Origin of the sequence: Anaeromassilibacillus sp. An250, assembly GCF_002159845.1 — a bacterium.
Taxonomy (GTDB): Bacteria; Bacillota; Clostridia; order Oscillospirales; family Acutalibacteraceae; genus Anaeromassilibacillus; species Anaeromassilibacillus stercoravium.
In genome coordinates this window covers 25,170-50,928 of the sequence record NZ_NFJK01000023.1, presented here as the reverse complement: position 1 = coordinate 50,928, position 25,759 = coordinate 25,170, and the positions used below count along the sequence as shown (strand labels likewise).

The 25,759-nt window shown below is 55.9% G+C and carries 12 protein-coding genes; all 12 read right to left on the bottom strand.

The window, feature by feature from the left end; translation table 11 throughout:
- Nucleotides 1–4,354, bottom strand: a 4,354-nt coding sequence (locus tag B5F54_RS15500; protein ID WP_087235112.1) for a TIM-barrel domain-containing protein, incomplete at its 3' end; no start/stop codon positions are given.
- 775 nt (nucleotides 4,355–5,129) lie between these two features.
- On the bottom strand, nucleotides 5,130–8,699 hold the full coding sequence (locus tag B5F54_RS15495; RefSeq protein WP_087235111.1) for an FIVAR domain-containing protein: 3,570 nt from the start codon (nucleotides 8,697–8,699) through the stop codon (nucleotides 5,130–5,132).
- 344 nt (nucleotides 8,700–9,043) lie between these two features.
- Entirely contained in the window at nucleotides 9,044–12,256 is a 3,213-nt protein-coding gene (locus tag B5F54_RS15490) for a lectin like domain-containing protein (protein WP_087235110.1), read from the bottom strand.
- A gap of 411 nt (nucleotides 12,257–12,667) precedes the next feature.
- On the bottom strand, nucleotides 12,668–15,928 hold the full coding sequence (locus tag B5F54_RS15485; protein ID WP_087235109.1) for a lectin like domain-containing protein: 3,261 nt from the start codon (nucleotides 15,926–15,928) through the stop codon (nucleotides 12,668–12,670).
- A 433-nt stretch (nucleotides 15,929–16,361) separates the two neighbouring features.
- Nucleotides 16,362–16,532 (bottom strand): hypothetical protein, encoded by a 171-nt coding sequence (locus tag B5F54_RS17780; RefSeq protein WP_172749769.1) that lies wholly within the window; start codon nucleotides 16,530–16,532, stop codon nucleotides 16,362–16,364.
- 83 nt (nucleotides 16,533–16,615) lie between these two features.
- Nucleotides 16,616–18,406: an aspartate--tRNA ligase gene (gene aspS / locus B5F54_RS15480; protein WP_087235108.1), complete on the bottom strand. Its 1,791-nt coding sequence runs from the start codon at nucleotides 18,404–18,406 to the stop codon at nucleotides 16,616–16,618.
- A 134-nt stretch (nucleotides 18,407–18,540) separates the two neighbouring features.
- Nucleotides 18,541–19,830, bottom strand: a complete 1,290-nt coding sequence (hisS, locus tag B5F54_RS15475; RefSeq protein ID WP_087235107.1) for a histidine--tRNA ligase — start codon at nucleotides 19,828–19,830, stop codon at nucleotides 18,541–18,543.
- A 458-nt stretch (nucleotides 19,831–20,288) separates the two neighbouring features.
- Nucleotides 20,289–20,693 (bottom strand): methylglyoxal synthase, encoded by a 405-nt coding sequence (locus tag B5F54_RS15470; protein WP_054324610.1) that lies wholly within the window; start codon nucleotides 20,691–20,693, stop codon nucleotides 20,289–20,291.
- Nucleotides 20,694–20,728: 35 nt separating this feature from the next.
- The gene (locus B5F54_RS15465; RefSeq protein ID WP_087235106.1) at nucleotides 20,729–21,469 is read right to left on the bottom strand and encodes a P-loop NTPase; all 741 of its coding nucleotides are present in this window, start codon (nucleotides 21,467–21,469) and stop codon (nucleotides 20,729–20,731) included.
- 132 nt (nucleotides 21,470–21,601) lie between these two features.
- A complete protein-coding gene (locus B5F54_RS15460) occupies nucleotides 21,602–23,767 on the bottom strand; it encodes a penicillin-binding transpeptidase domain-containing protein (RefSeq protein WP_087235105.1) in 2,166 nt (721 codons plus the stop codon).
- 269 nt (nucleotides 23,768–24,036) lie between these two features.
- Nucleotides 24,037–24,549, bottom strand: coding sequence for a rod shape-determining protein MreD (mreD, locus tag B5F54_RS15455; RefSeq protein ID WP_207738232.1), 513 nt, complete (start codon nucleotides 24,547–24,549; stop codon nucleotides 24,037–24,039).
- Entirely contained in the window at nucleotides 24,549–25,505 is a 957-nt protein-coding gene (gene mreC, locus B5F54_RS15450; protein ID WP_087235103.1) for a rod shape-determining protein MreC, read from the bottom strand. The genes mreD and mreC overlap by 1 nt, the downstream gene beginning before the upstream one ends.
- Nucleotides 25,506–25,759 lie beyond the last annotated feature (254 nt).

Genomic DNA, 25,759 nt, shown 5'->3' with positions numbered 1-25,759 from the left:
CCTTGACCGCCTGCACGGTCTTTCCTGCCGGCAGGCCGGAGACGGAAACCGTCACGGTCTCGCCCAAAGCCGCCTCTTCCGGCGCGCTCAGGGTTGCTTCCTGGTCGTCCGCCACCTGGATCGCATAGGTCTCGCTCGGGGCTGTGCTGTCGATCTTCCAGAGTTCCACGTTGTCGATCTGCATGGAGGTGTTTCCGGACGATTTGCAATAAAATGCGATATCAACTTTTCCATCCGTAACTTCTATTTCTGTGGAAAACTTCTGATAGATGCTATTAAACGGGATGTTGACCATTGTCTCTTGCGTGCCATTATAACCCGACAGCTCCATGCGGCTGGTATCTGCCGCCGTATTCGACATTTTTACCGTCGCATTCACGCGGTAAACGCCATCCGGCAGGCCGGTGACCGTCTGGCTGAGGCGGCCCTCATAGGCGCTTCCATTGTAGAAATAGAATTTATAGCTGCCGCCAAATGCATCGTTTTCATCTACGCCATGGCCGGCTGTCCCCGAAAGGTTTTCTACCGTCCAGTTGTCCAGGATTCCGTTTTCGAACCCGCCATTCGGAACAGGCAACTGTACCATTACCATGGGTTCCCGGCTCACTTCGATACGGTCAATATTGATGTTTGCCGTATCGCCTTCGTTTACAAGAACCGTCAGCGTATTTTCTCCTTCCTGGAGATGGACGGTCACTGGAATTTCATCCCAGAGGCTGAAATCCTTCATATTCGGGAAAAATACCTGCTGGGCATCCGCACTGTCATTTGCATAGACGCTCATCGTCTGCGTATTGCCAGAGCCATTTGCATACCGCAAATACACGGTATAGTCGCCCTCTTCCGGGACGGTAATACCGGAGAAACGCACCCCATCGCCCACGTCGTGGAGCCACGCCACGTATCCGGAGCCTTTATAACCGCCGAAGACGTTTTCACTCTGTGCATTCCCCATGATCTCTGCGTCTTCTGCCTCAAATTCAAACGAAGGAATCGTCGTCCCACGCAGGGTGATGGTGGAAGCCTTCGCCGTATCCGGCACCTTCACATAACAGATTTCACTAGCCACATCGGCATAATAGCCGGTTTCCGCTGCCTGGAGGGCTTCCAGGGAATCGTACGCTGTGAGTTCCTGCCCATCCTGCTGGACGGATATGTCTTCATATGCCGCCTTATGGAACTGCATCAGATAGCTGCGCGGCGCAATATCCGTATAACGACCAGTGCGCTCGCCAATTTGGAATGTGATCGCCGTATTTTCTTCGCCAGCAGCAACATTGCAAGTATACGGAGTGGTGGCATACACGCCTTCCTTATAGGCATCCGTTTCGCCGTCATCCTCATAGAGGACAAAGTCAAAACTGCCGTTCTCCAACGTGGGGAATACGTCCAATGTCAAAACATCGATCGGTTTTTCGCCGACATATTCCATCTCCGGCTGCATCGGGATAATCGAGCCCGCCTTGACAAAGACCGGGAGCAGCGTAACCGGCGCGGAATACTGTAACGTACCACCGCCGCCATAAACCGTTTTTCCGTCGTCATAGTCGTACCAATCCCCCTCGGGCAGGTAAACCTCTTTGATGGAAGAATCCTCTACCACCGGGGCCACCAGGAAGCTGGGGCCGTTCATAAACTGCGTATCCATGCCATAGGTATTCGGGTCGTCCTGGAATTCCATGACCATAGGTCTTACAAGAGGGACACCTGTCCCGCCTTCTCCAAGGCCCTTTTCGATGCCGATGCCGATGATATTATCCGCAGTCAGCGAATACGTATACGGGATCAAGCGGTAGCGCAAGTTAATATATCTACGCGCTACATCTTCGCCGCCATTTTCCCAAGGCTCTTTTGCTGGAAGTCCAATGGCATAATGGAACCGGTGAATCGGGGTAAACGTGGCCAACTGAATCCAGCGTTTGAACTGGTCGCTAGAAGGCGTGCCATTGAAGCCGCCGATGTCGAATCCCCAGTAATTGAAGCCGGACAGGGAGAGGCTGGTACCCAACCGGATCTGCTCATGCATATCGTTCCACCCACAGCCGATGTCGCCCGTCCACGGGGAAACATAGCGGTGGCTGCCTGTGAAACCAGAGCGGGTCAGCAGGAATGGGCGCTTCCCATCCTCGGTCACCTTATTATAAATGGTTTCGTTGTGCTGGATGGCATAGGCATTGTGGAGCTCTTCAATGTCGCCCCACGCCTTTCCTTCTTCATTCCAGCCCACCCAATCCGGACGCATACGCGCCGGTTCGTTCATGTCGAGCCAGAAGCCTTCCACGCCCTGATCCAGGATCATGTTATGCTGCTCGCCCCACCATTCTTGGGCCTCTGGATTGAAGAAGTCTGTCAGGCCGGAAGCAGCGCCCCAAGGCCAGATAATATCCTTCTGATCCCCGGTCCTGCTGTGCATAAAGTAGCCGTTCTCCACACCATATGGGTAATCCTCCGGCTGTGCATTTGTGACATTCGGGTCGTCTATCACACCCATACGTACATTGAGGCCGTGGAGTTTTGCAATCATCCCCTCTGGGTCGGGGAAATTAGTGGTATTCCATTGCGTCGGGCTACACTTATATTGATACCACTCAATATCCGCCATCATCATATCCAGCGGGATTTCCTTGTCTCGGTATGTCTGTGCCACACGCTCGATATCCTCTTGGGTGTAACCATAATGGCACTGGATGTTTCCATAACCCCATTCGGGCGCGAAGTATGATTTCCCGATGATATCCGTGAAGGTCTTTGCAATCTGCTTCATGGACGGACCGTACATGAAATAGTACAACAACTCCCCGCCTGGGGCAGGGTTCAGGGCCCCGAAGGAATAAGATTCTGGGTCGGTTTTCCCAAAATCGAACACCGTACGGCTTGTGTTGTCAAAATAGATCGAGTACCCTTTGGAGCTAATAAAATGCGGATCGGACATATACCAACGGCCTTCCCCGCTCTCCTGGACATAGGAATCGCCCTCGTGCCCGGGGCCGTCGTTGCTCCACATGATTAACCGCTGGCCGGTCTTTTCAAATGCCTCGGTCTTTTCGCCCAAGCCCCAAAAACGCTCATCGGCCTGCTTTTTGTTTTGCACCAGGACTTCGCTGTCCGTACTCCAGCCCATGCTCTGTTCATCGCCTTCGCAGAGCAGTTGGCCGTTCTTATCCCAGTAAGTGAGACGGAACGGGCTCTTATCGACCTGCACATCCATTGTCCCAGTGGAAATCAGGTAATAGTCGCCGCGGTCCTCCGCTGTGAGGGTTTCCGGGTTCACTGCCTCATTTTGAACCGCAAAAGAATCATATTTACGGTCAAAACGTTTGCTGGGTTCGCACCAAACTTTCAGTGCGCTGGGGGAAACCGATTTAATGCTAACCGCTGCATTATCACATTCAAAAACCAACTCGTTGTTGCTGGCGTTCTCCACTGAAAGGACATCGCCAATATAGGTCCATTTGGTCTTCTTGAGCGTGATATAGTCGATATTCATCCCACCGCTATCATCGCTATTTTTGACCAGGTCAATGGTATTCGTCCCTTCCTGCAATTCTACGGTAACCGGGCGGTCTTCCCACTCTTCCCAGTTGCCAAGGTCGCTGAAACGGACCTTCTGTGTACTACCATTGACGGAGCATGTCAGTTTTTGCGCATAACCATCATTCTTACCGTTTGCATATCGTACCACCATGGTATAAGTGCCGGCTTCTGGGGTTTCTACGATGAAGCGAACGCCCGAACCGACAGCTTCAAACCCTGCCGCAAAACCTTCTCCGGAATACCCTTGGTGATCAGACATGACTTTGTTGTCATTCAAGGACTCTGCATCTTCGGCTTCATACATATCTGCCAAACTGATGCAATCCAGCTTGATATCACTGCCTGTGTCCCCTTCCTCGAGCGAAAAGGCAATGGTATTTTCTCCAGCCTGAAGCGGCACGTTTTCCGTTTGCGCGCCCCATGTGTCCCAATTGATCATCTTTGACAATGTGAACGTCCGGACTTTTTCATCATTCGCATACAGGCTCATGGTCTTATTTTCGCCAGAGCCGTTGGAATAACGCAGGCGGACCGCATAATCGCCTGCATCCGGAACCGTCACGGTGAATACAACCTTGGAGCCAGTCTTCATGCCGTCTACAAAGCCATCTCCAGAAAAATCATCCAGATTTTGCGCTACGGTTGCTCCCGTAAGGGCTGCTTCTTCCGCCTCGTAAACCTCCTGGTCAATTGGTGCTGCATGGACCATTTTGGACGTGTCCGTGCCTACAGACAGAGCTTGTGCATTCCCAGCAAACAAATACGATGGGGAAAGCAACATAGAAACTGCTAGTAATGCGGACAACCATCTTTTTTTCATCGTTCTCCTCCTTCTCTCTTGAACTGTCTCTGTTTTAAAACATCCCGATTTCTTTTGGTATAGATCCTCCTCCTTTCTGACAATTCACTTTGCAATGAATTTATTTTTTAGATTTACCTTGTGTCAAAAATATAAATAAAATATATCTCATTGTCAATAGAATTAATTGCAAATTCTCTGTATTTTTTTGTCATTTACAGGAAGAGCTCTGCTATATTAATATTAATTGCGTTTAATAAGTAAATGTAATTGTTTTAATGTTCATTAAAGCAACTGCATCTCATAATTTGTGCGCCATATTGCTATACCATACAAAAGGTACTTATTCCAGGATATCTTCTAAAACAAGCACCTTTTCGCGGGTACGCAGTGCCTCTCGCGCCTACGGCGGACGCACAGCGTCTTTTCGCGCCTACGGCGGACGCACGGCGTCTTTCCGCGCCTACGGCGGACGCACAGCGTCTTTTCGCGCCTACGGCGGACGCACGGCGTCTTTCCGCGCCTACGGCGTTCCCTACGAAAACGGGCAGCAAGGAATTTGCTTTCCTCTCCACATTGGAAGCCCTACAGAAGCACACCGCAAAAAACTTGTCTTTCTCTTCACAGGGAAAATCCCTATAGAAGCAAGACGAACGTTTCATAAAGATAAACCGCACCCCATCAGGCCATGAAATATAAAAAGCTAAAACATAGAAGGACCTAATCCTGGGAATCCCCAGGATCAGGTCCTTTGTTTATCGGGAAGAAACCTTCCCTTTCATTTTCCTATTTGCTCTTACGCAATCGTAACTGTGCAATGCTTGACCGCGTTCTGGCCCGGCAGGGTGGTGTAAACGCCCGTGCTCTGGCCCGGCGTGCCGGTTGCATGGACTCTGTAATAGTAGTCGTTGCCGATCTTCGCCACAAACTGCGTCTTGAGCACTTCGCCGTTACCGGCCGTGAAGCCCGGCACCATGTTGTTGCCGTTGACCACGGTCATCTTGAAGCAGTATGCCTGGCCATGCTTCAGCGTGAAGTTGACCGTCGTGTCGGAAACCACATAGGCCTGCTGGCTGGTCACGCCCTGGGCTGCGGATACCACGCCCGCTGCGCCGTATGCGTTGCCAACGTTGGCAGACGTGCTGCCTTTGCCGCTGTTTCCGCTGTTACCCGAGCTCGGCTTCTCCGCCTTGACCAGGTTATTCGCGGCAGCTTCCAGGTTGGTATATGCCTTTGCGACCGCCTGCTCGTCTGCATTTGCATCCGCGGCAACCGTCTTCGCAACGCTCAATGCCGCCTGAAAGGCTGCCACGCTGCGGTCGGTGTAGCCGTCCAGATCCTTCTGCTCCATCTCCGCGATCAGCTTGTTCAGCTCATCTCTGCTCGGGATCTTGCGCAGGGCTGCCATCGCTCTCGTCAGGGCCTCGGCCTTTGCATCCACGTCGGCCTGCGCTGCGTCTGCGTTCAGAAGCAGTTCTTCCGCCTCTGCCAATACCGTGGTAAAGGTATCGAACGCCTCATCCTGGATATAGTCGTCCGGGTCGAGGGTGTTCGCTTCGTCCACCAAGCTTTGCAGCTCGCTCATATCCGCACGGAATTCCAACTTTTCAATCGCTGCTTGCAGGTTGTCATATGCCTCGTCCACGTCCGCCTTCAGCGGGTTCTCCTCGGCATAGACGTCCTTCGCCGCGTTGAGCGCTTCCTCGAAGCCCTCGGTCGTGCCCGGCTTGAACTGATCCAGCATGTCTTTCAGCTGCTCTGCAATGTTGATCAGCGGCAGCAGGGTTTCCTTGTCGCCCGCCTCGAATTCCAAGAGGTGCATCGCATCCAGCAGGTCGCTCCACGCCTCGTTGACCTCTTCCTGGGTGGCATTCGCGTTGTCATAAACAGTCTGTGCATTCTCCAGGGCGTTTTCGAAGAACTCCTTCGCCTGCGGCGCCAGGCCGTCGATGACGTCCTGCGGCACGGCGTTGGCCTGTTCCAGGACAGCTCCCAGGATGCTCTTATCCACGCTTGTGAACGTAAAGCGCAGGGTCGTGCCCTCGTTCGGCATGGTGAAGGTGTAGGTGCAGCCATCTGCTGCAAATTCGATGTCCTCGCCATTGAGCTGCGCTCCGGAGAACGCGCCCTTGGTCGGGGTGAAGGTGAAGACCAGCTCTTCGCCCGGCTGTACCTTTGCGCCGTAGATCGCATCGGAAGAAATGATCTCTTCCACTTCGCCCTCGACACTCATCGATGCGTTGCCACTCCACTGCACCGTCAACAGCTGGGCTTCCACCTCTTCGCCCGCATCGAGATAAACCGCAAGCGCGCTGAGCGCCGCTTGGATGCGTTCCAAAGAACCATCGTCTGCACGCAATTCCGTCTGCAACGCAGTGATCTTTTCCTGCAAGCCCTGATACCAAGCTTCGGAACAATCATCCGGTGAGATCGCCTGTGCGCGCTGCAAGGCGCTCAAGTCGATGGATGTATCCAGTGCAATCAAGCGCCCTTCGCTTCCCACCGCGTTGTAATAATGATAAACCACGCCATTCTTTTTCACAACGCAGGGTTTATGCGCATAGGTCGAGCTGTAAGTGCTGTTGCGCTCTGTCAGCGGGATGTACGATTTTTCCCAATGGACCATGTCCTTTGAAACAGCAAACGAGTCAATGATGCCGCCCGGGGAACTGGTGAAATAGAACATCACCCAGTAGTCTCCAATTTTTACAACGTCTGCGTCGGCATTATGACTATCTCCCCAAACATCGCCGCTGGGAGAGGTGTCCTGATTGAGCACAGGATTGGTCGCTTCGCGCTCCCAATGCGTTAAATCCTCGGAATACGCCTGGCACATGACTTCCGGGCCGCCCGCCGCATTGTAGAAGCCCACATACCGGCTGTTCTCCTCATCCCAAATGGCCTGCAATTTCCAAATGGTTCCTTTTTCATACGGATAGGTGCCGTCATGTGCATCCAGTACCGGGTCCGGATAACGTTCCCACTGGGAAAGCGAACCGTCCGGCTGGAAAATGCTGTCCGCAAACGCCACGCCAGCGCGTTTGATGCCCGCCTCATAGCCGGGGGTATCGGACGCCAGATAGGTCATCGCCAGGCGTCCATCCGCCATCACGTGCGGGGTGGGAAGCTCGCCCCATTTATGGTCGCGCACAATATAGCCCGCCGCGTTGTATTCATCCCAAGCGCCGGGTTCGCCGTTCTCCAAAATCTTTCCAACCTTTTCCCAATGGAGCATGTCCGTACTGCGCGCAAGGCCCGTGCGGTAGCCGGTTCCGTCGTGCCCGACATACGTCATATAGACATAGGTGTCGTCGCCCGGAATGGCAAAGACATTGGGGTTGTCGATCAGGTCGCTGTCAAACGTGCCCGTCCCCACGCCCGAATAAGACAGCACAATGCCGTATTCATAGGGTGTTTTGACCTCTTCATAGATCGACTGGAAAACTTCGTTGGACAGGCGCTTTGTCAAGGCAACCGTTCTTGCATCAGAAAAATCTTCCTGCAAAGAGACGGTCAGTTCGATTTCTCCCTCTGCTAAACTGCTCAGGTCCAAGGAAAAATCAGCGGTCTGCGTGTTTGCCGGGATCTCTTCGCTAAAGGTCTGTTCCGCGCCCGTGCTGTCCACCGCCTTGATATAAAGCGGCTGCGCCTGCTCCCGGACCGTCTCCAACGTGACGGAAAGCGGCAGCTGGTTGTCGCCCGGCACGACCGCTGGCACCGTCATTTCAAAGCCGTGCAGCATTTCCCGGACGCCCCATACGCGCAGTTCGGAAGCGCCGACCGACTTCCCGTCCTGCGGGGTGACCGTCACCCGCACTTTTGCTGTGCGGAACACGTCGAAGTCGATGGTGAAGGGCACAATCCACGTGTCGTCCCCATAGGTCCCCACTGTGACTTCCTGGTTTGCCGCTTCCTGCCACTGGCTGCCGTCCCAATATTGGACGCTCACCGACTTGGGCGTCGGTACGCCTCCGAAATCGTTGTAAGCAAACCATTCCACCTGATGGACATCCTGCTCGGTTTCAAACTCCACCTCTACAAACGCCGGCCCCTGTTTGTCGTAATTGGTCCAGCGGTTGCGCGGCCCTTCGTCATGCGGCGGCCCCTGCTTGCTCGAGATGATCCCATCCGCCAAATCCTGGAGGTTGTCGCCGCCGTTGGTGTATTCTGCAAACAACTTCGGGAAACCCACTCCCGTCGGGTTCAGCGCCAGATTGCTGAGTTCCCCTGAAGCCCAATCGTATAGATGTTCCGAAACAGACAAACCCGCAAATCCAGTTTCAATAGGCGTAGCGGCCCATGCCGTCGTGACCCCTGAACACAGGATGGCGGCACTTAGCAAACACGCAGCCAGTTTCTTTTTCATAAAGCTCCTCCTTTTTCTCCAAATCATACGAAAGATATCCCTTTAAGACAGCGCCTCTCCTTTCCGCAGTATTTGGGATGGTACTTTCCTCTATTGAGGTCATTGTAACACGCCGATCAGGTCGCGTATTTACAAAAAGTTATCTAAAAAATACAATTTTTTAACATATCAATAATATACTTTTATAAAAATTTAACTTTTCTTTTCCATTAAAATTGTATTACATTTTTTGTTTCCATACTCCTGATTTCAAAAAAAGCAGACCCCCGGATACATCCGGGAGCCTGCCCTCTTTACAGGAACCATCTACAGATGGATCCCGTTATTCTTTGCAAATAAAATGTTTATCCAATGGTAACCGCGCACTGGAGGACCGGCGCTTCGCCCGGCATCTGCGTGTAGACGCCCGTGCTCTGGCCCGGCGTTCCGATCGCATAGACGCGGAAGTAGTAGTCGTTGCCAACCTTCGCCACATACTGCGTCTTGAGCACGCTGCCGTTGCCAACTGTGAAGCTCGGCGTTGCCGTGCTGCCGTTGACGACTGTCATCTTGAAGCAGTACGCACTGCCTCTCTTCAGGGTGAAGTTGACCGTCGTGTCGGAAACCACGGATTTCGCCGCGGTCACTACGGATGCGGAGGAGGTCACAACCGCCGTTCCTTCGCCCGCATAGACATTTCCGGCAGAAGTATTCGAAGAGCTGGAGCCCTTGTTCCCGCTGGAGGAATTGCCGCCGGAAGGCTTGCCTGCGTTCTCGATGGCAACTTCAAGCTCTTCGACGAGTGCGTCAACCTCTTCCTGCGTGGCCAGATCGTTCGCGAGCAATGCGATTGCCTGCGTTCTGAGCGCCTTAACGGTGGCATCCGTGCTGTCCGCCGTCTCTGCAATCAGGTCTTCCAGCTTGCTCTTATCCGGGATCAAGCGGATTTCTGCCATCGCGACAGAAAGCCGGCTGGTCATTGTCTCAACATCCGCCTGGGACGGATCTTCCTGCGCGACCAATTCCTTGGCCTCTGCCAGGACATCCACAAAGGTATCCCATGCATCGTTCTGGATGTATTCGCTTGCTTCATAGGTATCTGCCACTTCGATCAAATGCAGCAGGCTGCCCAGATCGGCGCCGAGTTCCAGGTTGTTGAGTGCATTAACCAGCTCATCCGCCATTGCGTCGATGTCTTCCTGCAGGGAATCCTGCGCGTCATACATCGCCTGGGCCTCTTCCTTCACCGCCATCAGCGCTTCCCAAGAAGCCGATGTGTAGCTGGCCTGGTCAAGGCTGTCACAGGTATCCAGCAGGAGCTTCAGGAACGTCATATCGCCGTTCTTGAACTGCAGGTACTGGATGGCGTTCAACAATTCGCTCCAAGCGTTGTCGATCGTTGCCTGATCCGCCGTTGCGCTTTCTGCAACTTCTTCTGCATTGGCAATGGCTGCATCGATGGCTTCTCTGACGTCGCTCAAAGCGGCATTGTATTCGTCGCTGCCCTGCAATTCTTTTGCAATTTCCAGCGTAGCGTTCAACGTGAGCTTATTAACGATGGTAAAATCAAAATCGAGCATCTGGTCTTCGTCGCCCATGGTTACGGCATAGGTGTAAAGATCCTTTTCATAATCGTCCTGTGCCTCGCCATTGACGGAAACGCCCGCGATTTCACGGCCGTCGTATGCCGGAGCAAAGGACAGGGTGATTTCTTCGCCAGGAACAACGCTGCCCATATAGGCGCCTGTTGCGTCCAGGATCGCCTCTGCATAGCCGTCCACTTCCATGGTGACAGCCGGCGTGTAAACCACCGACAAGGTCTTGCCCGCTGCCGGCGTGATTGCGCCCTCTTCATTGCCTTCCGTGGTGAACGCCTTGAGGCAAACATTGCCGAGCGCGCCCCACATATCGCCGTCAAAGTCGCCGGCGACCTGGATGTTCACGCCGCTGGTACCGGGCTTATCCTGCAGGTCTTCTGCGGAAGAGCTGCCCGCCACTCTCTTGACATGCGCGGTATAGTTGGTGCCGACCTCTTCCAGATCGAGCCAATCTTCGCCGTTTACATTGACAAAGCTTTCGCCTTCCTCAATATTGGCAACGCAACGGACGTTGTCGAAGTTGCCGTTCATTTCCGTTGCAACCGGGAACGCTCTGCCGAGCGGGTTTTCCATGGTGACAACAATCGAGTACTTTTCACCCTCTGCGAGGTTGACCCACTGGTCTTCGTCCAGATAGATGGTGTGGTAGCCCGGATATGCTTCCGTGCCCGTGATGGGTTCCTTATAAGCCTTTGCCTCGCCGATCGGGGAGCCGCCATCCTCCGGAAGCTGCGTATAAACCTGGATAGAATACTGTGCATTTGCATCCGTGGTGTAGAAGGAAACCGCCTTCAAGGTCTCGTCGCTGGTCGCTGTAAAGACGTTCGCCATGGAAACCGGCGCATTCATCTCTTCCCCGCCAACGGACATGCTCCAACCGGTGCCGTCATACTGATACAGATGGTCGTAAGCCTCCGCGCTGTCCGGAGTCGTGTCCAAAACATACTGCATGACCTCGGTGATGCTGCCCTCGTCATAGGACATATAGAACAGGCCGTCATACTGGTCTCTGCCCCAGCTGTTCCGGATCAGCCAAGCGCCATCGTGCTCCGGCGTGCCGTAGCCGCTGGAGAACAGCTCCTTCGGGATATTATCGTCCCAGCCGACGATCTGCACCGCATGGTTGCAGTCGCCAAAATTGGGGCCGCCAAACTGGGTCTTCACAGGCGTCCCATTATAGTCCACATAGTTGTAAGCTCTGGAATTATAAGAGATTCCCAGGCTTCCGCCTGCCAGCAATGCCTTTTTCACCGCTGTGCCGTCCAGGTTGCCGTCGGCGTCGCGGGTCGGCAGATAGTTGGTCTCCTCCAAGCGGTACTCCTGGTCAAACTGGATGGACGGGTCCAGATCCTCGTATTTGTCCGCTTCCGCAGAACCGGTCGATTCCGGATAGGGGAGCGTTTCCTCCAGCACCGGGCCTACGCCTCTTGCGAGGGTCGACGTTGCGATAAAGGTGTTTCCGCCCAAGCGGTACTCCTGGAATTTCACATCCACGTCCGACTCATTGTACTCAAACGGGCGGTAGCTATCCCCGTCCGTTCCGTCGGCCGGATCGTCCGGGTTGGCGCGGCCATGGTAAGCAAAGTATGCCAGATGGATCGGCGAGAATACAGGCGCATCCTCACCCATTTCGTCAAACAGGTTGGACGCCATCGCGCCGGTGCCGCTGAAGGCCCAGCAGGTGCCCCAGCCGCCCTGGTTGCGCACCTCCGTGGTAACCGTGCCCTTCTCCACCGCGTTATACGCGGCGGGCAGTTCGTCGGTGGCCGCACGTGCGCGCAGCATCGTCCTTGCCGACGGCGCAGCGTTCTGCATGTACGACAGATCCATATTGGGCGAGACATACGACGACATGGTTTTCCCCATGACCGCCCCTTCCTCCGGCCCCTTGCTGGCGGCGGCTGCCGTAGTCCCAGCAAAGGAGGCTCCCAGCATGGAACATGCCAACAACACAGATAGGACTTTGTTCGCTGACTTCATAAACTCAACCTCTCTTCAATAAAAAATTTGAGAAAAACGTGTCAAAATACGTTTTTTCAGTTCCTGATTTGTCTATAAAATTGATGATACTACTGTAAAAAAAGGATGTCAAGATTGAACCATCCTCATTTTGCATCTAACCAAAACAGACCTTGCATCACAGGTTCGATTATCTTGCGAATTCTGCGAGAATTTTCCAATTTTTTCTTATATTTTGAAAGTATCTTTTTCCCTCTTGCATTTTTCTGTCATTTTGCCGATTTAATGCAATAAACTTCATGCAAAAATACAAGTGTTTTTTTTTAAAAACTATGTAAATCATCTAAAGAAAGAGGGAGGTCCCCGGGATACCCGGAGACCCCATTGCCTCAAAAATATTGCTAGACCGTTCTATTGTATCTCGAAATGAGCTTATCCAATGGTAACCGCACACTGGAGGACCGGCGCTTCGCCCGGCATCTGCGTGTAGACGCCCGTGCTCTGGCCCGGCGTTCCGATCGCATAGACGCGGAAGTAGTAGTCGTTGCCAACCTTCGCCACATACTGCGTCTTGAGCACGCTGCCGTTGCCAACCGTGAAGTTCGGCGTTGCCGTGCTGCCGTTGACGACTGTCATCTTGAAGCAGTATGCGCTGCCTCTCTTCAAAACAAACGGCGCTGTTGTATCGGAAACCACGGATTTCGCCGCCGTCACTACGGATGCGGAGGAGGTCACAACTGCTGTGCCTTCGCCCGCATAGACATTTCCGCCAGAAGTATTCGAAGAGCTGGAGCCCTTGTTCCCGCTGGAGGAATTGCCGCCGGAAGGCTTGCCTGCGTTCTCGATGGCAACTTCAAGCTCTTCGACGAGTGCGTCAACCTCTTCCTGCGTGGCCAGATCGTTCGCGAGCAATGCGATTGCCTGCGTTCTGAGCGCCTTAACGGTGGCATCCGTGCTGCCCTCCGTCTTTGCAATCAGGTCTTCCAGCTTGCTCTTATCCGGCACCAAGCGGATCTCCGCCATTGCCGTGCTCAGCTCGACGATCATCGCGGTGACATCGTCCTGGGAAGGATCGGTGGAGGCAAGCAACGCCTCTGCCTTCTCCAAAGCTGCCTCAAAGGTATCCCATGCATCGTTTTGGATATAATCGTCCGCCGCATAGCCATTGGCCGTATCGACCAACGCCTGGAGCTGATCCAACGCGGTGGCCGGCTCCAATGCATTCAGCGCATCCGCCAAAGCCTGCGTCATCTCGTCGATGTCCTGCTGCAGGGAATCCTGCGCATCGGCCATTGCCTGGGCCTCGTCCCTCACGGCGACCATTGCATCCCAGGAAGCCTGCGTGAAGTCTTCCTTCTGCAACGAATTGGCCAGATCCAGGACGGCCTGCAGGCCAGCCATGTTTCCATTCTGGAACTGCAATGCCTGTACGGCATCAAACAGGAGGTTCCAAGCATCGTCGATTTCCTCCTGGGTCGCGGTTGTGCTCGCTGCGACCTCTTCGCCGTTGGCGATCGCCTTATCGAGCGCTTCCTGCACGTCGCTCAACGCTGCTTCGTATTCATCGCTCTTCTGGGCTTCTTTTGCCAGCTGCAATGCCGCGTTCAAAGTGATCTTGTTGACCACGCTGAATTCGATGTCCACCGCCATGTTCTCTTCGCCCATGGTCAGGCTATAGGTGAACAGGTTCTTATCAAAGTCCTCGACCGCTTCGCCGTTGACCGTAACGCCGGTGATCTCCCTGCCGGGAACAACGGGTGCGAAGGACAGGGTCAGTTCTTCGCCAGAAACCACCTTGCCGATGTACGTGCCAGCCGTGTTGACTACGTCATCCGCAGCCCCGCTGACCTGCATCGTGACCGTCGGGTCATAGGTGATGGTGAGCAGCTTCGCCTCTGCCGGGGTAACCGCGTCTTCGTCGTTCCCCTCGGTGGTGAACGCCTTCAGGCAGACATTTGCCAGATTATCCCACACATCGCCGTCGAAGTCGCCGGCGACTTCGATGTTCACGCCGCTGGTGCCCGGTTCGATATTTCCGGTCCAGTCTTCCTGGTTCTGGGAGTTGGGGTCCACCCGCTTGGAGTGCGCCGTGTAGTTTTCGCCCACATCCGCCAGGTCGATCCAGCTCTTGCCGCCATCGATGCTGATAAAGCTTTGATGGTTGTCGATTGCTGCCTGCACGCGGAAGTTATCCAGCGTTGCATTCATCTCGCAGGCGACCGGGTATGCCCGGCCGAGCGGGTTCTGCATGGTGACGACAACCGCATAGTTCTCGCCTTCCTTCAGGTTGACCGGCTCGTCCAGATAAACGGTGTGGTAACCCGGATACTGCTCCGTGCCCGTCTGCGGCTCTTCATAAGCCTTGTTGCCGCTGGTGGGGTTGTAATTGTTGGTATCCGTATACACCTGGATGGAATATTCCGCATTCGCATCGGTGGTGTAGAAGGAGACGGCCCGCAGGGTTTCATCGCTCGTTGCGGTGAAAATGTTGGCCATCGGGACCGCCGTGGCCTTGTCTTCCGCGCCGGCGGACATGGACCAACCGGTTCCATCGTACTGGTAGGTGTGGTCGAACTCATCCGCATCCCCTACCTGGTACTGGGAAACCTCGGTGATGGTCCCTTCGTCATAGGACATATAGAAATAACCGTGCATATAGGACCAATCGCCCCAGCTGTTGCGGATCAGCCAGCCGCCGTCGTGCTCCGGCGAATTGCCCTGTGCGTCCTGGAAATACTCCTTCGGGATGTTGTCATCCCAGCCGACGATCTGGACCGCGTGGTTGCAATCGCCGAAATCGGAACCGGTGTAATGGGTCATGATGACCTTGTTGCCATTGCCGTCGTCCCCGATCATCGCCGGCTGGTATTCTTCTTCATAGTAAAAAGCCCTGGTGCCGCTGGAGTCATAGGCAACCACCAGGCTGCCGCCGTTTTCCATCAAAGCCTTTTTAATGGCCGTGGTATCCAATTCGCCGTCCGCGTTCTTGGTCGGCAAATAGATGCTGTCGTCCAAGCGGTATGCCTGCTCAAACTGGATGCTGGGGTCGAGATCCAGCCACGGCGTCTTATCCACCTCGTAGAAGGGGTCCGGATACGGCGCGACCTCCTCCAAAGCCGGGCCCACGCCTCTGGTAAAGGTGGCGGTGCTGCAGAAGGTGTTGCCGCCGCCGACATACTCCCGGTAATCATCATTGATCATGCTCTCGTCGTATTCATATGGCAGATAGGTGTCCCCGTCCGTCTTGTCCGCCGGGTCCTCCGGGTTGGCCTTGCCATGGAAGGCAAAATAGGCCAGATGCGCCGGGGAAAGGACGGGCGTATTCTCCTGGAGTTCATCGTACAGGCTCGAAGCGATCGAACCCGTCGCGGCGAAGGCCCAGCAGGTGCCCCACCCTGCCTGGTCGCGCACCTGTGTGGTCACGCGCCCCGCATCGATCGTGTTATAGGCGGAGGGCAATTCCTCCTGCGCAGATCTGGCCGCTCTGGAAAGCATCCTCGGCTTCGCGGCAGCGTCCAACATGTAGGACGTATCCATGCCGGAATGGGAATAGCCCATGACCGCACCGGTCTCGATCTCTCCCTCCACAGGTGTGGGCTTGTCCGATGCTGCAAAAGCGGTGGTCCCGGTAAAGGACGCCGCCAGCATAGAACAGGCCAACAGCAGGGATACGATCTTGTTTCCTGTCTTCATAAACTCTACCTCGCTTTACAATTGATTTGAACAAGCCGGAATCGCAGAGGATATATACATCCGCATTCACATTTTGTTCATAGGAATGATCATACTCCGGAAACATTTCCCTGTCAAGCAAAATCGCAATCTTTTTGCATGTTTCTTTCTTTTATCCTGCATTTTATTGTCGAAATTTCCATAATACTGTAGTTTTATTTGGGAAATTCGATGGTGTGTTGCATGTGAAATTTTATTTCCTTCTTTTCCTTTATTTATTTATCGATTTATTATATTAAAACAATATTTCTTACTGTCAATTTCAGCTGCCAATAAGGGTCCTCCCCCTCCCGATATCCCGCCTTCCTGACCCGGCCCTCCCTCACTGGCTGCCCCAACAAAGCCAAAAAGGCCGAAGCGGGAAAACCCACTCCGGCCCTCAAATCGTATGCACTTATGTCTGTTCGGAATGATCCACATCTGGTTCTTCTTGCGGTTGCCGGGGAAGGACGCGCCCAGCCCCCATCCCTTGCGGCGGGCGGTCCGCACCGCGCTCCATCTCTTCCACGGCGGCACGCGCAATTTCCCGGAGAATCCTCTCCAACTCTTCATCTGTCAGATGCAATGCGCCACCTCCGCTCTTTCTTTTCGCTTAGCTCTATTATAAGAAGGAACCGCAGGAAAAATCCAGTGGAAAATCTTGCTGTTCTATTTTTGCGGTTGTGTTGCTACAACGGCAATGCCCAGCTCTTCCAACTGTTTCGCGTCCACATCGGTGGGCGCTTCCGTCATCAGGTCGCTGGAGGAAGCCACCTTCGGGAAGGCGATTACCTCGCGGATGCTGTCGCAGCCGAGCATCAGCATGACCAAACGGTCGAGGCCAAAGGCCATGCCGCCGTGCGGCGGCGCGCCGTATTTGAACGCGTCGATCAGGAAGCCAAAGCGGTGCTGCGCCTCCTCGGGCGTAAAGCCGAGCGCTTCAAACATCTTCGCCTGCAATTCCGAGTCGTTGATACGCAGGGAACCGCCGCCGACTTCGTTGCCGTCGAGCACCATATCGTAGGCCACCGCGCACACAGCGCCGGGGTCCGTCGCCAGCTTGTCGATGTCCTCCGGGCGCGGCATGGTAAAGGGATGGTGCATCGCGACCCAGCGCTGCTCCTCCTTGCTGTATTCAAACATGGGGAAGTCCGTGATCCAGAGCAGGCAGGGCTTGCTCTTGTCGATCAGGTCAAAGCGCGCGGCCAGGTTGCAGCGCAGCGCGCCCAGGGAATCCCACACGACCTTGTTTTCGTCGCTGGCGACCAGCAGGAGCACGTCGCCCGGCTCCGCGCCCATCGCGCTGCGGATGGCGGCCACTTCCTCCGGGGAGAGGAATTTCTCATAGGAGGAGGTCTCCTTCTCCGCGAGGCGCGTCCAGGCAAGCCCCTTCGCGCCATAGGCCTTGATCCATTCGGTCAATTTGTCGATCTCTTTGCGGCTGAGCGCCTCGGCCTTACCCTTGAGGTTGATGCCGCGCACAGAACCGCCGCCCGCCAGGGCGCCTGCAAACACCTTAAACTCTGTATTCCGGAGCAAATCGCTCAAATTGATCAACTCCATCCCAAAGCGCAGATCCGGCTTATCCGAACCGAAGCGGTCCATCGCCTCGTGCCAGGTCATGCGGCGGAACGGGGTCTCGATGTCGATGTCCAAAACTTCCTTATAGACGCGCTTCATAAAGCCCTCGCCGATGGCCATGACGTCGTCCTGATCCACAAAGCTCATCTCCAGGTCGATCTGGGTGAACTCCGGCTGGCGGTCGGCGCGCAGGTCCTCGTCGCGGAAGCAGCGGGCGATCTGCATATAGCGGTCAAAACCGGAGAGCATCAGCAGCTGCTTATAGAGCTGCGGGGACTGCGGCAGCGCGAAGAAGCTGCCCGGGAACACGCGGGACGGTACCAGGTAGTCGCGCGCGCCCTCCGGCGTGGATTTGATGAGGTCCGGTGTCTCGATCTCGATGAACCCGTTCTGATCAAAATAGTCGTGCGCCACCTTGACGATCTTATGGCGGCCGATGATTTTGCGCTGCATGTCGGGCCTGCGCAGGTCGAGATAGCGGTATTTCAGGCGGGTATCCTCCTTGACGTTGGAGTCCTCCACGATTTCGAACGGCGGGGTCTCCGACTTTGCCAGCACGCGCAGTTCCAGGACCTCCAGCTCGATGTCGCCGGTGGGCAGGTCCGGGTTCTTGGACGTGCGCTCGCGCACCGTCCCACGCGCGAGCAGTACAAACTCGGCGCGCGCCGCAAACGCCTTCTCGAAGATGGCGCGGTCCGTGCTTTCGTCAAACGCCAGCTGCACAATGCCGGTGCGGTCGCGCAGGTCGATAAAGATCAGCTGTCCCAGGTCGCGCTGGCGCTGCACCCAGCCGCAGACGACCACTTCTTTTCCAATATCCGTGCTGCGGAGCTCGCCGCAGTAGTGGGTCCGTTTCAGGCCCGTCATAAACTCTGCCATATGGCACCTCCAAAAAGATAGTCAATTCCAATGGGTACCCGCCGTTCCCCGCAGCGGGGTTGATCCGTTTTGGGAGGAAGCGCTGCTGTCCGGCAGGGCCCCTACCAAAATCGTCCGTTCCGGTCCGATGCCGGTTAAAACGCCAAGTCCTCCTGCTCCGTGGACAGGCAGACGTACTGCTCCACGAAGTCCTTGGACAGGTCGATCGTCTTCTTTTCGCCGGTCTTCATATTCTTGAGGACCGCCTTCTGGCTTGCGATTTCATCGTCGCCCAGCACCATGCTGTATTTTGCGCCGATCTTATCCGCATATTTCATCTGCGCTTTGAGGCCGCGGTCGTTCTCATCGCACGCCGCGATGATCGAATACTTGCGCAGGCTGTCCGCCAGCTTGAACGCTTCCAGGTGCGCCGCCTCACCCAGCGACGCAATAAAGATCTCACAGCGGTCCGGGGCCGGCATCTCGATGTTTTGCTTGTCCATCACCATCATCAGGCGCTCGATGCCCATGGCGAATCCCAGGCCGGGCATGGGCTGGCCGCCCATCTCTTCCACGAGGCCGTTGTAGCGGCCGCCGCCGCAGAGCGTGCTCTGGGCGCCGAGGTCCCCGCTGATGAACTCAAAGACCGTGTTCGTATAATAATCCAGGCCGCGCACGATGGTGGGGTTGACCGTGAATTCGGTCCCCACGGCGGTCAAATACTTCTGCACCGCCTCGAAATGTGCCTTGCAGTCGTCACAGAGATAGTCCAAAATCTTCGGCGCGCCCTCTGCGATTTTGGAGCAGATCGGGCTTTTGCAATCCAGGATGCGCATGGGGTTGCGCTCCAGGCGGCCCTGGCATGTTTCGCAGAGCTGGTCCTTGTACTGCGTGAAATACGCCTTGAGCGCCTTGTGGAACTCTGCGCGGCAGGTCGGGCAGCCGATGGAATTGATCTCCAGGCGCAGGTTCTTGATTCCCAGACGGTCAAACACGCTCTTCGCCAGGCCGATGACCTCGGCGTCCGCGCTGGGGCTGTTGGAGCCAAACATCTCCACGCCGAACTGGTGGAATTCGCGCAGGCGGCCGGCCTGGGTGTTTTCATAGCGGTAACATGTGGTGAAGTAGTGCAGTTTGACCGGCAGGCCGTTGTTATAGAGCGCGTGCTCCAGCAGGGCGCGCACAACGCCCGCCGTCCCCTCCGGCCGGAGGGTGATCGAGCGCCCGCCCTTATCCTGGAAGGTGTACATCTCCTTTTGCACAACGTCGGTGGTTTCCCCTACGGAACGCTGGAACAGGCGCGTATCCTCAAAGACGGGCGTGCGGATCTCCCCGAAGCCGTGCAGGGCGGCCTCGCTGCGCATCACGTCCTCCACCACCTGCCAATTTTCGCTCTGGCCTGGCAGGATGTCCTGGGTTCCCTTTTGTGCCTTAATCAATTCCATCTGATTGCCTCCTATCGCTCTGTTCGATTTTCTGGCGGTATAAAAAGAAAACCCCCGTCCCAGTGAAAGGGACGAGGGGAAATTCCTCGCGGTGCCACCCTTTTTCAGAAGCGCCCTCCGGCGCCTCCCTCAAAGTACCCCAAACCCGGTTGCGCGTGGGGCTTGCGCGCAGCTCGCGGGTGTCTTTCGCCGGCCCTCCATTTGCAGCGCGCTCTCAGCTCTGCGCGCCTCTCTGTGGCAGGAGGCATCCGGGTACTCTTCCCGTGTCGTCGCCAATCGTTTGCATATGCACGCAAACAAAAGAAACCGTGTATACTCAACGTGATTTTACACGGTTCTGTTTGTTTTATAATTCTAAATTATAAAATTCTTTTAAAAATCCCAATTCCTTTGCCCTTTGAGGGCTTTTCCATGCTTGTCCCACCACATGGTTGGGGCAAGCGAAAAGCAGAACTGGATCAGCCCTTTGGGTTCAGGATATTGCGCCAATCGAGGTCTCCGCGCTCTAAACCGTGGATCAACACTTCCGCAGTGGCGATATTGGTTGCAACGGGGATGTTGTGCATATCGCAAAGGCGGAGCAGATTCATATCGTTGGGCTCATGCGGCTTTGGATTCAGCGGGTCCCGGAAAAACAACAGCAAGTCCACCTCGTTGCAGGCGATGCGTGCGGCGATCTGCTGGTCGCCGCCTTGGGAACCGCTCAAAAAGCGCTGGATCTCCAAACCGGTAGCCTCCGCTACCATTTTGCCCGTCGTTCCCGTGGCGCACAGGAAGTGGCGGCTGAGCACGCCGCAATAGGCAATACAAAATTGGACCATCAATTCTTTTTTGGCGTCGTGGGCGATGAGTGCGATGTTCATGTGTATCATTCCTTTCAATAAAACGCACAGGCTCCTTAAACGCGTACCGCCAAGGGCACCTGCTCCCCCTCTAGTCTGGCCGCAAGGCGGCCAAGCGCCATTGTTCCCGCACTTTTCAGCGGCGCGGGCGAACCCGAGGCTCCCGCAACAGCAAGCGCCGCATCCTCCGGGACAATCGCGATCAAACGGATCCCGGATGCGTCGATGACGGCGTCTAAATCCCGATACGCGCCAAGATTGCGGAAACTTTTGCCACTGAAACGGTTGACCACCAAACGCTGGCTGCGGACTCCCGCATATTCCAGCGCAATGCGCGTTTTATTGCAATCCCGCAGGCATACGGGGTCCGGGGTGGAAACCACCAACGCCCGCTGCGCAGACGCAACTGCACTCATAAAACCGCTGCCGACGCCGGCGGGGCAGTCGATCAGCACGTGGTCGTAATACCGGGAAAGAACGGATACCATCCGCTTCATGATCTCCGGGCTCACAATATCCTCTTCGCGCCCGGGGGCAGGCAGCAGAAAGAGCCCTTCGGCCCACTCGCATGGATAAATCGCCTGACTGGGGTCCGCCTCGCCAGCAGCCATGTCCGCGATATTGAATACCTGGCGCTCGGAAACGCCGAGCATATGATCCAATGAAGACAGGCCCGCGTCGCCGTCGATCAACAGGACACGCCTGCCGCGCCGAACCAACGCCAGCCCTAAGCCGGTGGTCAGCGTAGATTTTCCCACGCCTCCCTTTCCTGATGTGATAACCGTCACAACTCCCATGTACAAAACCTCATTTTTATATTAACACAAAATTTTGCAGGTGTCAAAAGATTTTTATTGTTCATTTTATCCATTTAAAACACGAAATCATGTTTTATCCCGGAAATCGGGGCCTTGCGCCAACAAACGGCCTCATTCGGCGGAGGCGGTCCCCTGGGAGGAGGTTTCCCCGGATGCATTTGAGGAAGCATCCCCCTCTTCGTCCGAAACAGCGCTGGACGCCGCCAGCTCTTCCGGCATGACCAGGTTTCCCTCGTCATCTACGGTTTTCCCGTAGAAATAGGCGTCCAGGATGTCACGCACCACGTTCTGGCAATAGGTGCCGGTGGAGCCGTGCTGCAGGATGACGGCCACGGCGATCTCCGGGTCGTCGTACGGCGCAAAGCCGATAAACGCCACGTTGTCCGAGCCGGGGCCCTGCGCGGTGCCGGTCTTGCCGGCGATCGGCACGGGATAGTTGCCGAGGTTCCGGTGTGCGGAGCCGCGCGAATCCGTGATGACGGCGCGCATCCCCTCTTTGACATATTCGAAGTTCTGCTCGGAAACGCCGGTCTCCGCCACAACGGTCGGGTTGTCCGGGTCGTTTTCCATCACAACTTCCTTGCGCGCATAGTCTGTGATCTTGCTGACGAGGTGGGTCTGGTAGCGCACGCCGTTGTTCGCGATGGTCGATGCATAGGTCGCCAACTGGAGCGGGGTAAACTGGTTGTCGCTCTGGCCGATCGCCGCCTGCACCACGTCGCCGCCCACCCAGGTCTTCCCGCGTTCGGCGTACTCTTCGGGGCCTGCCAAAATGCCTTCGCTCTCATTGAGCTCAACCCCGGTCTTTTCGCCCAGGCCAAACCGGCGGCAATAGAGGTTCATCGTTTCGATGCCGGTGTAATAGCCGGTTTCAAAGAAGAAGATGTTGCACGATTCGGCCAGCGCGCGGCGCAGCGAAAGGGTCCCGTGCGTGCCCAAGCAGCGCGGCGTAAAGCCGACGTCTGCAAAGCGCTGGTACGTGTGCGTGCAGCGGAACGTCGTATTGTTGGTGATCACGCCCTCCTGCAGGGCTGCGCAGGCCACCGCCGGCTTGAAGCAGGAGCCGGGCGTAAAGATGCCTGTAAAGGCCTGGTTCACCAGGGGATGGTTCTCGTTTGTCAAAACCTGGTTTTTATAGTCGTTGTCGTACGTATATTTCTCCAGGTCGTAATTCTCATTGCCGGCGGCTGCCAACACCGCGTTGTCCTTGACCCGCAAAACCACCGCCGCGCCAATCGTACAATCCTGGCCGTTCCAGCCGCCCTTGGTGCTGGTCAGCCGTTCGCCGTTTTCCCGCGCGGCCTGCACATTCTGTTCCAGCGAAACCTGCGCCACCCGCTGGAGGTTGCTGTCCAGGGTGAGGAACACGGTATTGCCGGACTTCGGCGCTTTGATGACCGTCTCAGAGGCAACGCCGCCACGGCTGGTGGTCTCCACCTGCTTTTCGCCCGCTTCGCCGCGCAGCTCGTCCTCAAAGGCGTACTCGATGCCGCTCTGCCCCATCCGGTCGTTAAAGGCATAGCCCTCGTCCTTGCGCTCGTCGTACTGCTCCTGGGAGAGCGGGCCCATGGTGCCGATCAGCTGCGCCGCGAGGTCCCCGCCCGGATAGGTGCGCGCCGTGGTGATCTTGATGCTCGCGCCGGGGAGGAGCTGGGTGTTTTCGCTGACAATGCCCACCGTGTCCCCAGAGACGTCCGGCGCAAAGATGTACGGCGTCGAAGAGTTGAAGCCCGCCTTTGTCATCCCGTAGCGCACGGAGGCGATGTTCCGGATCTCCTCCTTGGGGAGGGTGGCGTCGATTTCATATTTCTCGATCAGCGCATTCATGCAGTCGTCCGCCGTCGCGTACGAATTCAAAGCGGCAAAATCCTTGCCCTTTAAGCGCTCCACTTCGCTCTCAGAGTCCGGCATGAACGCATAGTTGCCCTCGCTGTCGATCAAAATCGGCAGCTCGTCCGTCCATTCCTCGCCGCGGCTGTTCAGCAGATTGGTCAGCAGGCGGATGGTCTCGTTCTCCGTGCCATAGGTCATGTACGGGCGCTCAAACTGGATGGCATACCCCGTCTTATTGGCCGCCAGGGGGTTCCCCGCGGCATCGACGATCTCGCCGCGCGCAGCATCCATCGTGACAATGGACGCGCTGGTCGAATCCGCCTGTTGGCGTGTATCGGCGCCGTTCAAAATCTGCCAATCCACCAGGCGCAGCGTATAAATCGCGAGGATTCCTACGATGATCCCCACCAGCGCAAAACTGCGCAGCGATGTTTTCGACTTCATGTATTTCACCTCCACACAGGTATCGAAACAGGATCCTTTGATTCTACTGTTTCAAACGGGCAGCCGCCCTCCCGGCGCCTTCTTCAAAAGGGCCGCATATAGGCAACGCCCCGGAAAGGGCACGGTCCCCGAGGACAGAAACCCTCTTTTAAGAATACCATTTCCCAGGCCGTTTTCTTCCAAACGGCCGCAATTTTTCATACCAAAGGGGCCGGGCCCATGCCTACCGGCGGACCGGCCCCTCTCCATTTTACACGCCAGCCCTGCGGCTATTCCGTTTTTGAGCGGATCTGCTGGGCCAAAGCGCGGTTGAATGCGTAACAGAGCGGCATTGTACAGAAGGAATACGCCATGCGCGGCAAGTACCGTGTGACCAGCGCATATCCGCTGTACTCGTAGCCGTAGAGCAAATAGAAAAATACCCATTGGAGGAACAAAATCCCAGCGACCGCCCCGGCCGCCAAGAGCAGGGACGTCAGGAAATTCGTCTGGATCAGATCCGCCGTGAGCAGCCCCACCCCGTAACAGGCGGCCGCCAGCAGCAGGCCGTGGAAACCCAAAACGCCCCCCATGCCGATGTCCAGGAACAGGCCGCACAGAAGGCCAAAGGCGATCCCCGCCAGCTCGCTCTCAAACATCGCGATGGAAATCGCCGCAGGGATCAGCAGCACCGGCCGCGCCCCGCCGATTTCCGGCAGAAGGCCGGGGGTCTCCTGCACCATGTACAAAATTAAGATTTCGATCGTATAGGCAAAATACCGGATGATCTTATAACGGTCCATCACTGGCCCTCCGAAGCGGAGCTGGTGCCAAAGGCTTCGTCCAGCGCCTGCCCTTGCCCCTCGAATTCGGTGATCACCATCACGTCGCGCACGGAATTGACGTCTACAAACGGCCGGACCTCCGCATAGAGCGAGACATCATACTCCTCGTTCTGCACGGAAACCACCTCGCCGATGGCAAGGCCGCTCGGATAGACGCCGCCCAGCCCGCTGGTGGTGACAATGTCTCCCGCTTTTGCCGGGGTATCCGCCGCCAGGTAACCCAACTTGACCAACCCTTCCTCGGCCAGCTTGATATCGGTGCTCACCACGCCGCTGTCCCGGCGCAGGGTGGGCTCCGTCTCATCGATGGAAGGCAACGCCCCGACGGAATCCTTCACGGGGGTCCCGCTTTCCTCTTCCGTCGTCACAAGCGCGGCGATTTTGGTATCCGGTGAGAGCAGGGTGGTCACCTGGCTGTAGTTTGCGTTTACCGCGGAAATAAAGCCCACCACGCCCGCGTCCGTAATGACCGGGTCGTTCTTCGAGATGCCGTCGTTTGTGCCCTTGTCGATGGTAAATTTATACAGCACATTGGGGTCCCGCCCGATGACCGCCGCCGGTACGGGCTTGAAGTCGCGGTTTTCATCCTTCAATTCCAGGTATTTCCGCAGCTGTGCGTTCTCAATCCGGTACTGGTCATAGTTGACCAGCTTTGCCTGCAACTCTTCGATCTCCTTTTTGAGGGCGGCGTTTTCCTCCAGGAGCTCTTCTTTCGAGTAAGTAAGGGGTTCTGCCGCAACCGCGGCATTGTTGGTGATAATCGTACTCACGCGCTGCATCGGGGTCGCCACCAGCCCCAGCGCATTCGCCACGACCGACCCTCCCTGGGTGGCCGTGAACAGCATCAGCGCCAGCATGACAAATACCACCGCCAGCAGCACTTTTGCACTTGTGCCGTGCATAAAGTCTCTCATCTTGCGAACACCTCCCGTTGCTTTTTGAAAGAAAAAGGCCGTTGCAAAAATCACGGGCGCACAAAGCACGCCCGTGATCGATCGTTTGGTCCCTCTCCGTGTATGGAAAGTCCCTCACAAATCCCGGGGCCTTCCCTCAAAAATCCGGTCCAATCCGGCGGCAGAAACGAAACGCCGTCCCCACCCTTCGATGGCCGGATCAAAATTCTGTTCTCTCTGCGCTTCCACGCCGGGAAGCGCCAAGGCTTCGCAGC

Excerpts from the sequence above, each read along its gene's own strand:
- B5F54_RS15495 (WP_087235111.1), bottom strand. The coding sequence starts at position 8,699 with ATGAAAAAGAAACTGGCTGCGTGTTTGCTAAGTGCCGCCATCCTGTGT.
- B5F54_RS15490 (WP_087235110.1), bottom strand. The coding sequence starts at position 12,256 with ATGAAGTCAGCGAACAAAGTCCTATCTGTGTTGTTGGCATGTTCCATG.
- B5F54_RS15485 (WP_087235109.1), bottom strand. The coding sequence starts at position 15,928 with ATGAAGACAGGAAACAAGATCGTATCCCTGCTGTTGGCCTGTTCTATG.
- aspS (WP_087235108.1), bottom strand. The coding sequence starts at position 18,406 with ATGGCAGAGTTTATGACGGGCCTGAAACGGACCCACTACTGCGGCGAG.
- hisS (WP_087235107.1), bottom strand. The coding sequence starts at position 19,830 with ATGGAATTGATTAAGGCACAAAAGGGAACCCAGGACATCCTGCCAGGC.
- B5F54_RS15470 (WP_054324610.1), bottom strand. The coding sequence starts at position 20,693 with ATGAACATCGCACTCATCGCCCACGACGCCAAAAAAGAATTGATGGTC.
- B5F54_RS15465 (WP_087235106.1), bottom strand. The coding sequence starts at position 21,469 with ATGGGAGTTGTGACGGTTATCACATCAGGAAAGGGAGGCGTGGGAAAA.
- B5F54_RS15460 (WP_087235105.1), bottom strand. The coding sequence starts at position 23,767 with ATGAAGTCGAAAACATCGCTGCGCAGTTTTGCGCTGGTGGGGATCATC.
- mreD (WP_207738232.1), bottom strand. The coding sequence starts at position 24,549 with ATGGACCGTTATAAGATCATCCGGTATTTTGCCTATACGATCGAAATC.
- mreC (WP_087235103.1), bottom strand. The coding sequence starts at position 25,505 with ATGAGAGACTTTATGCACGGCACAAGTGCAAAAGTGCTGCTGGCGGTG.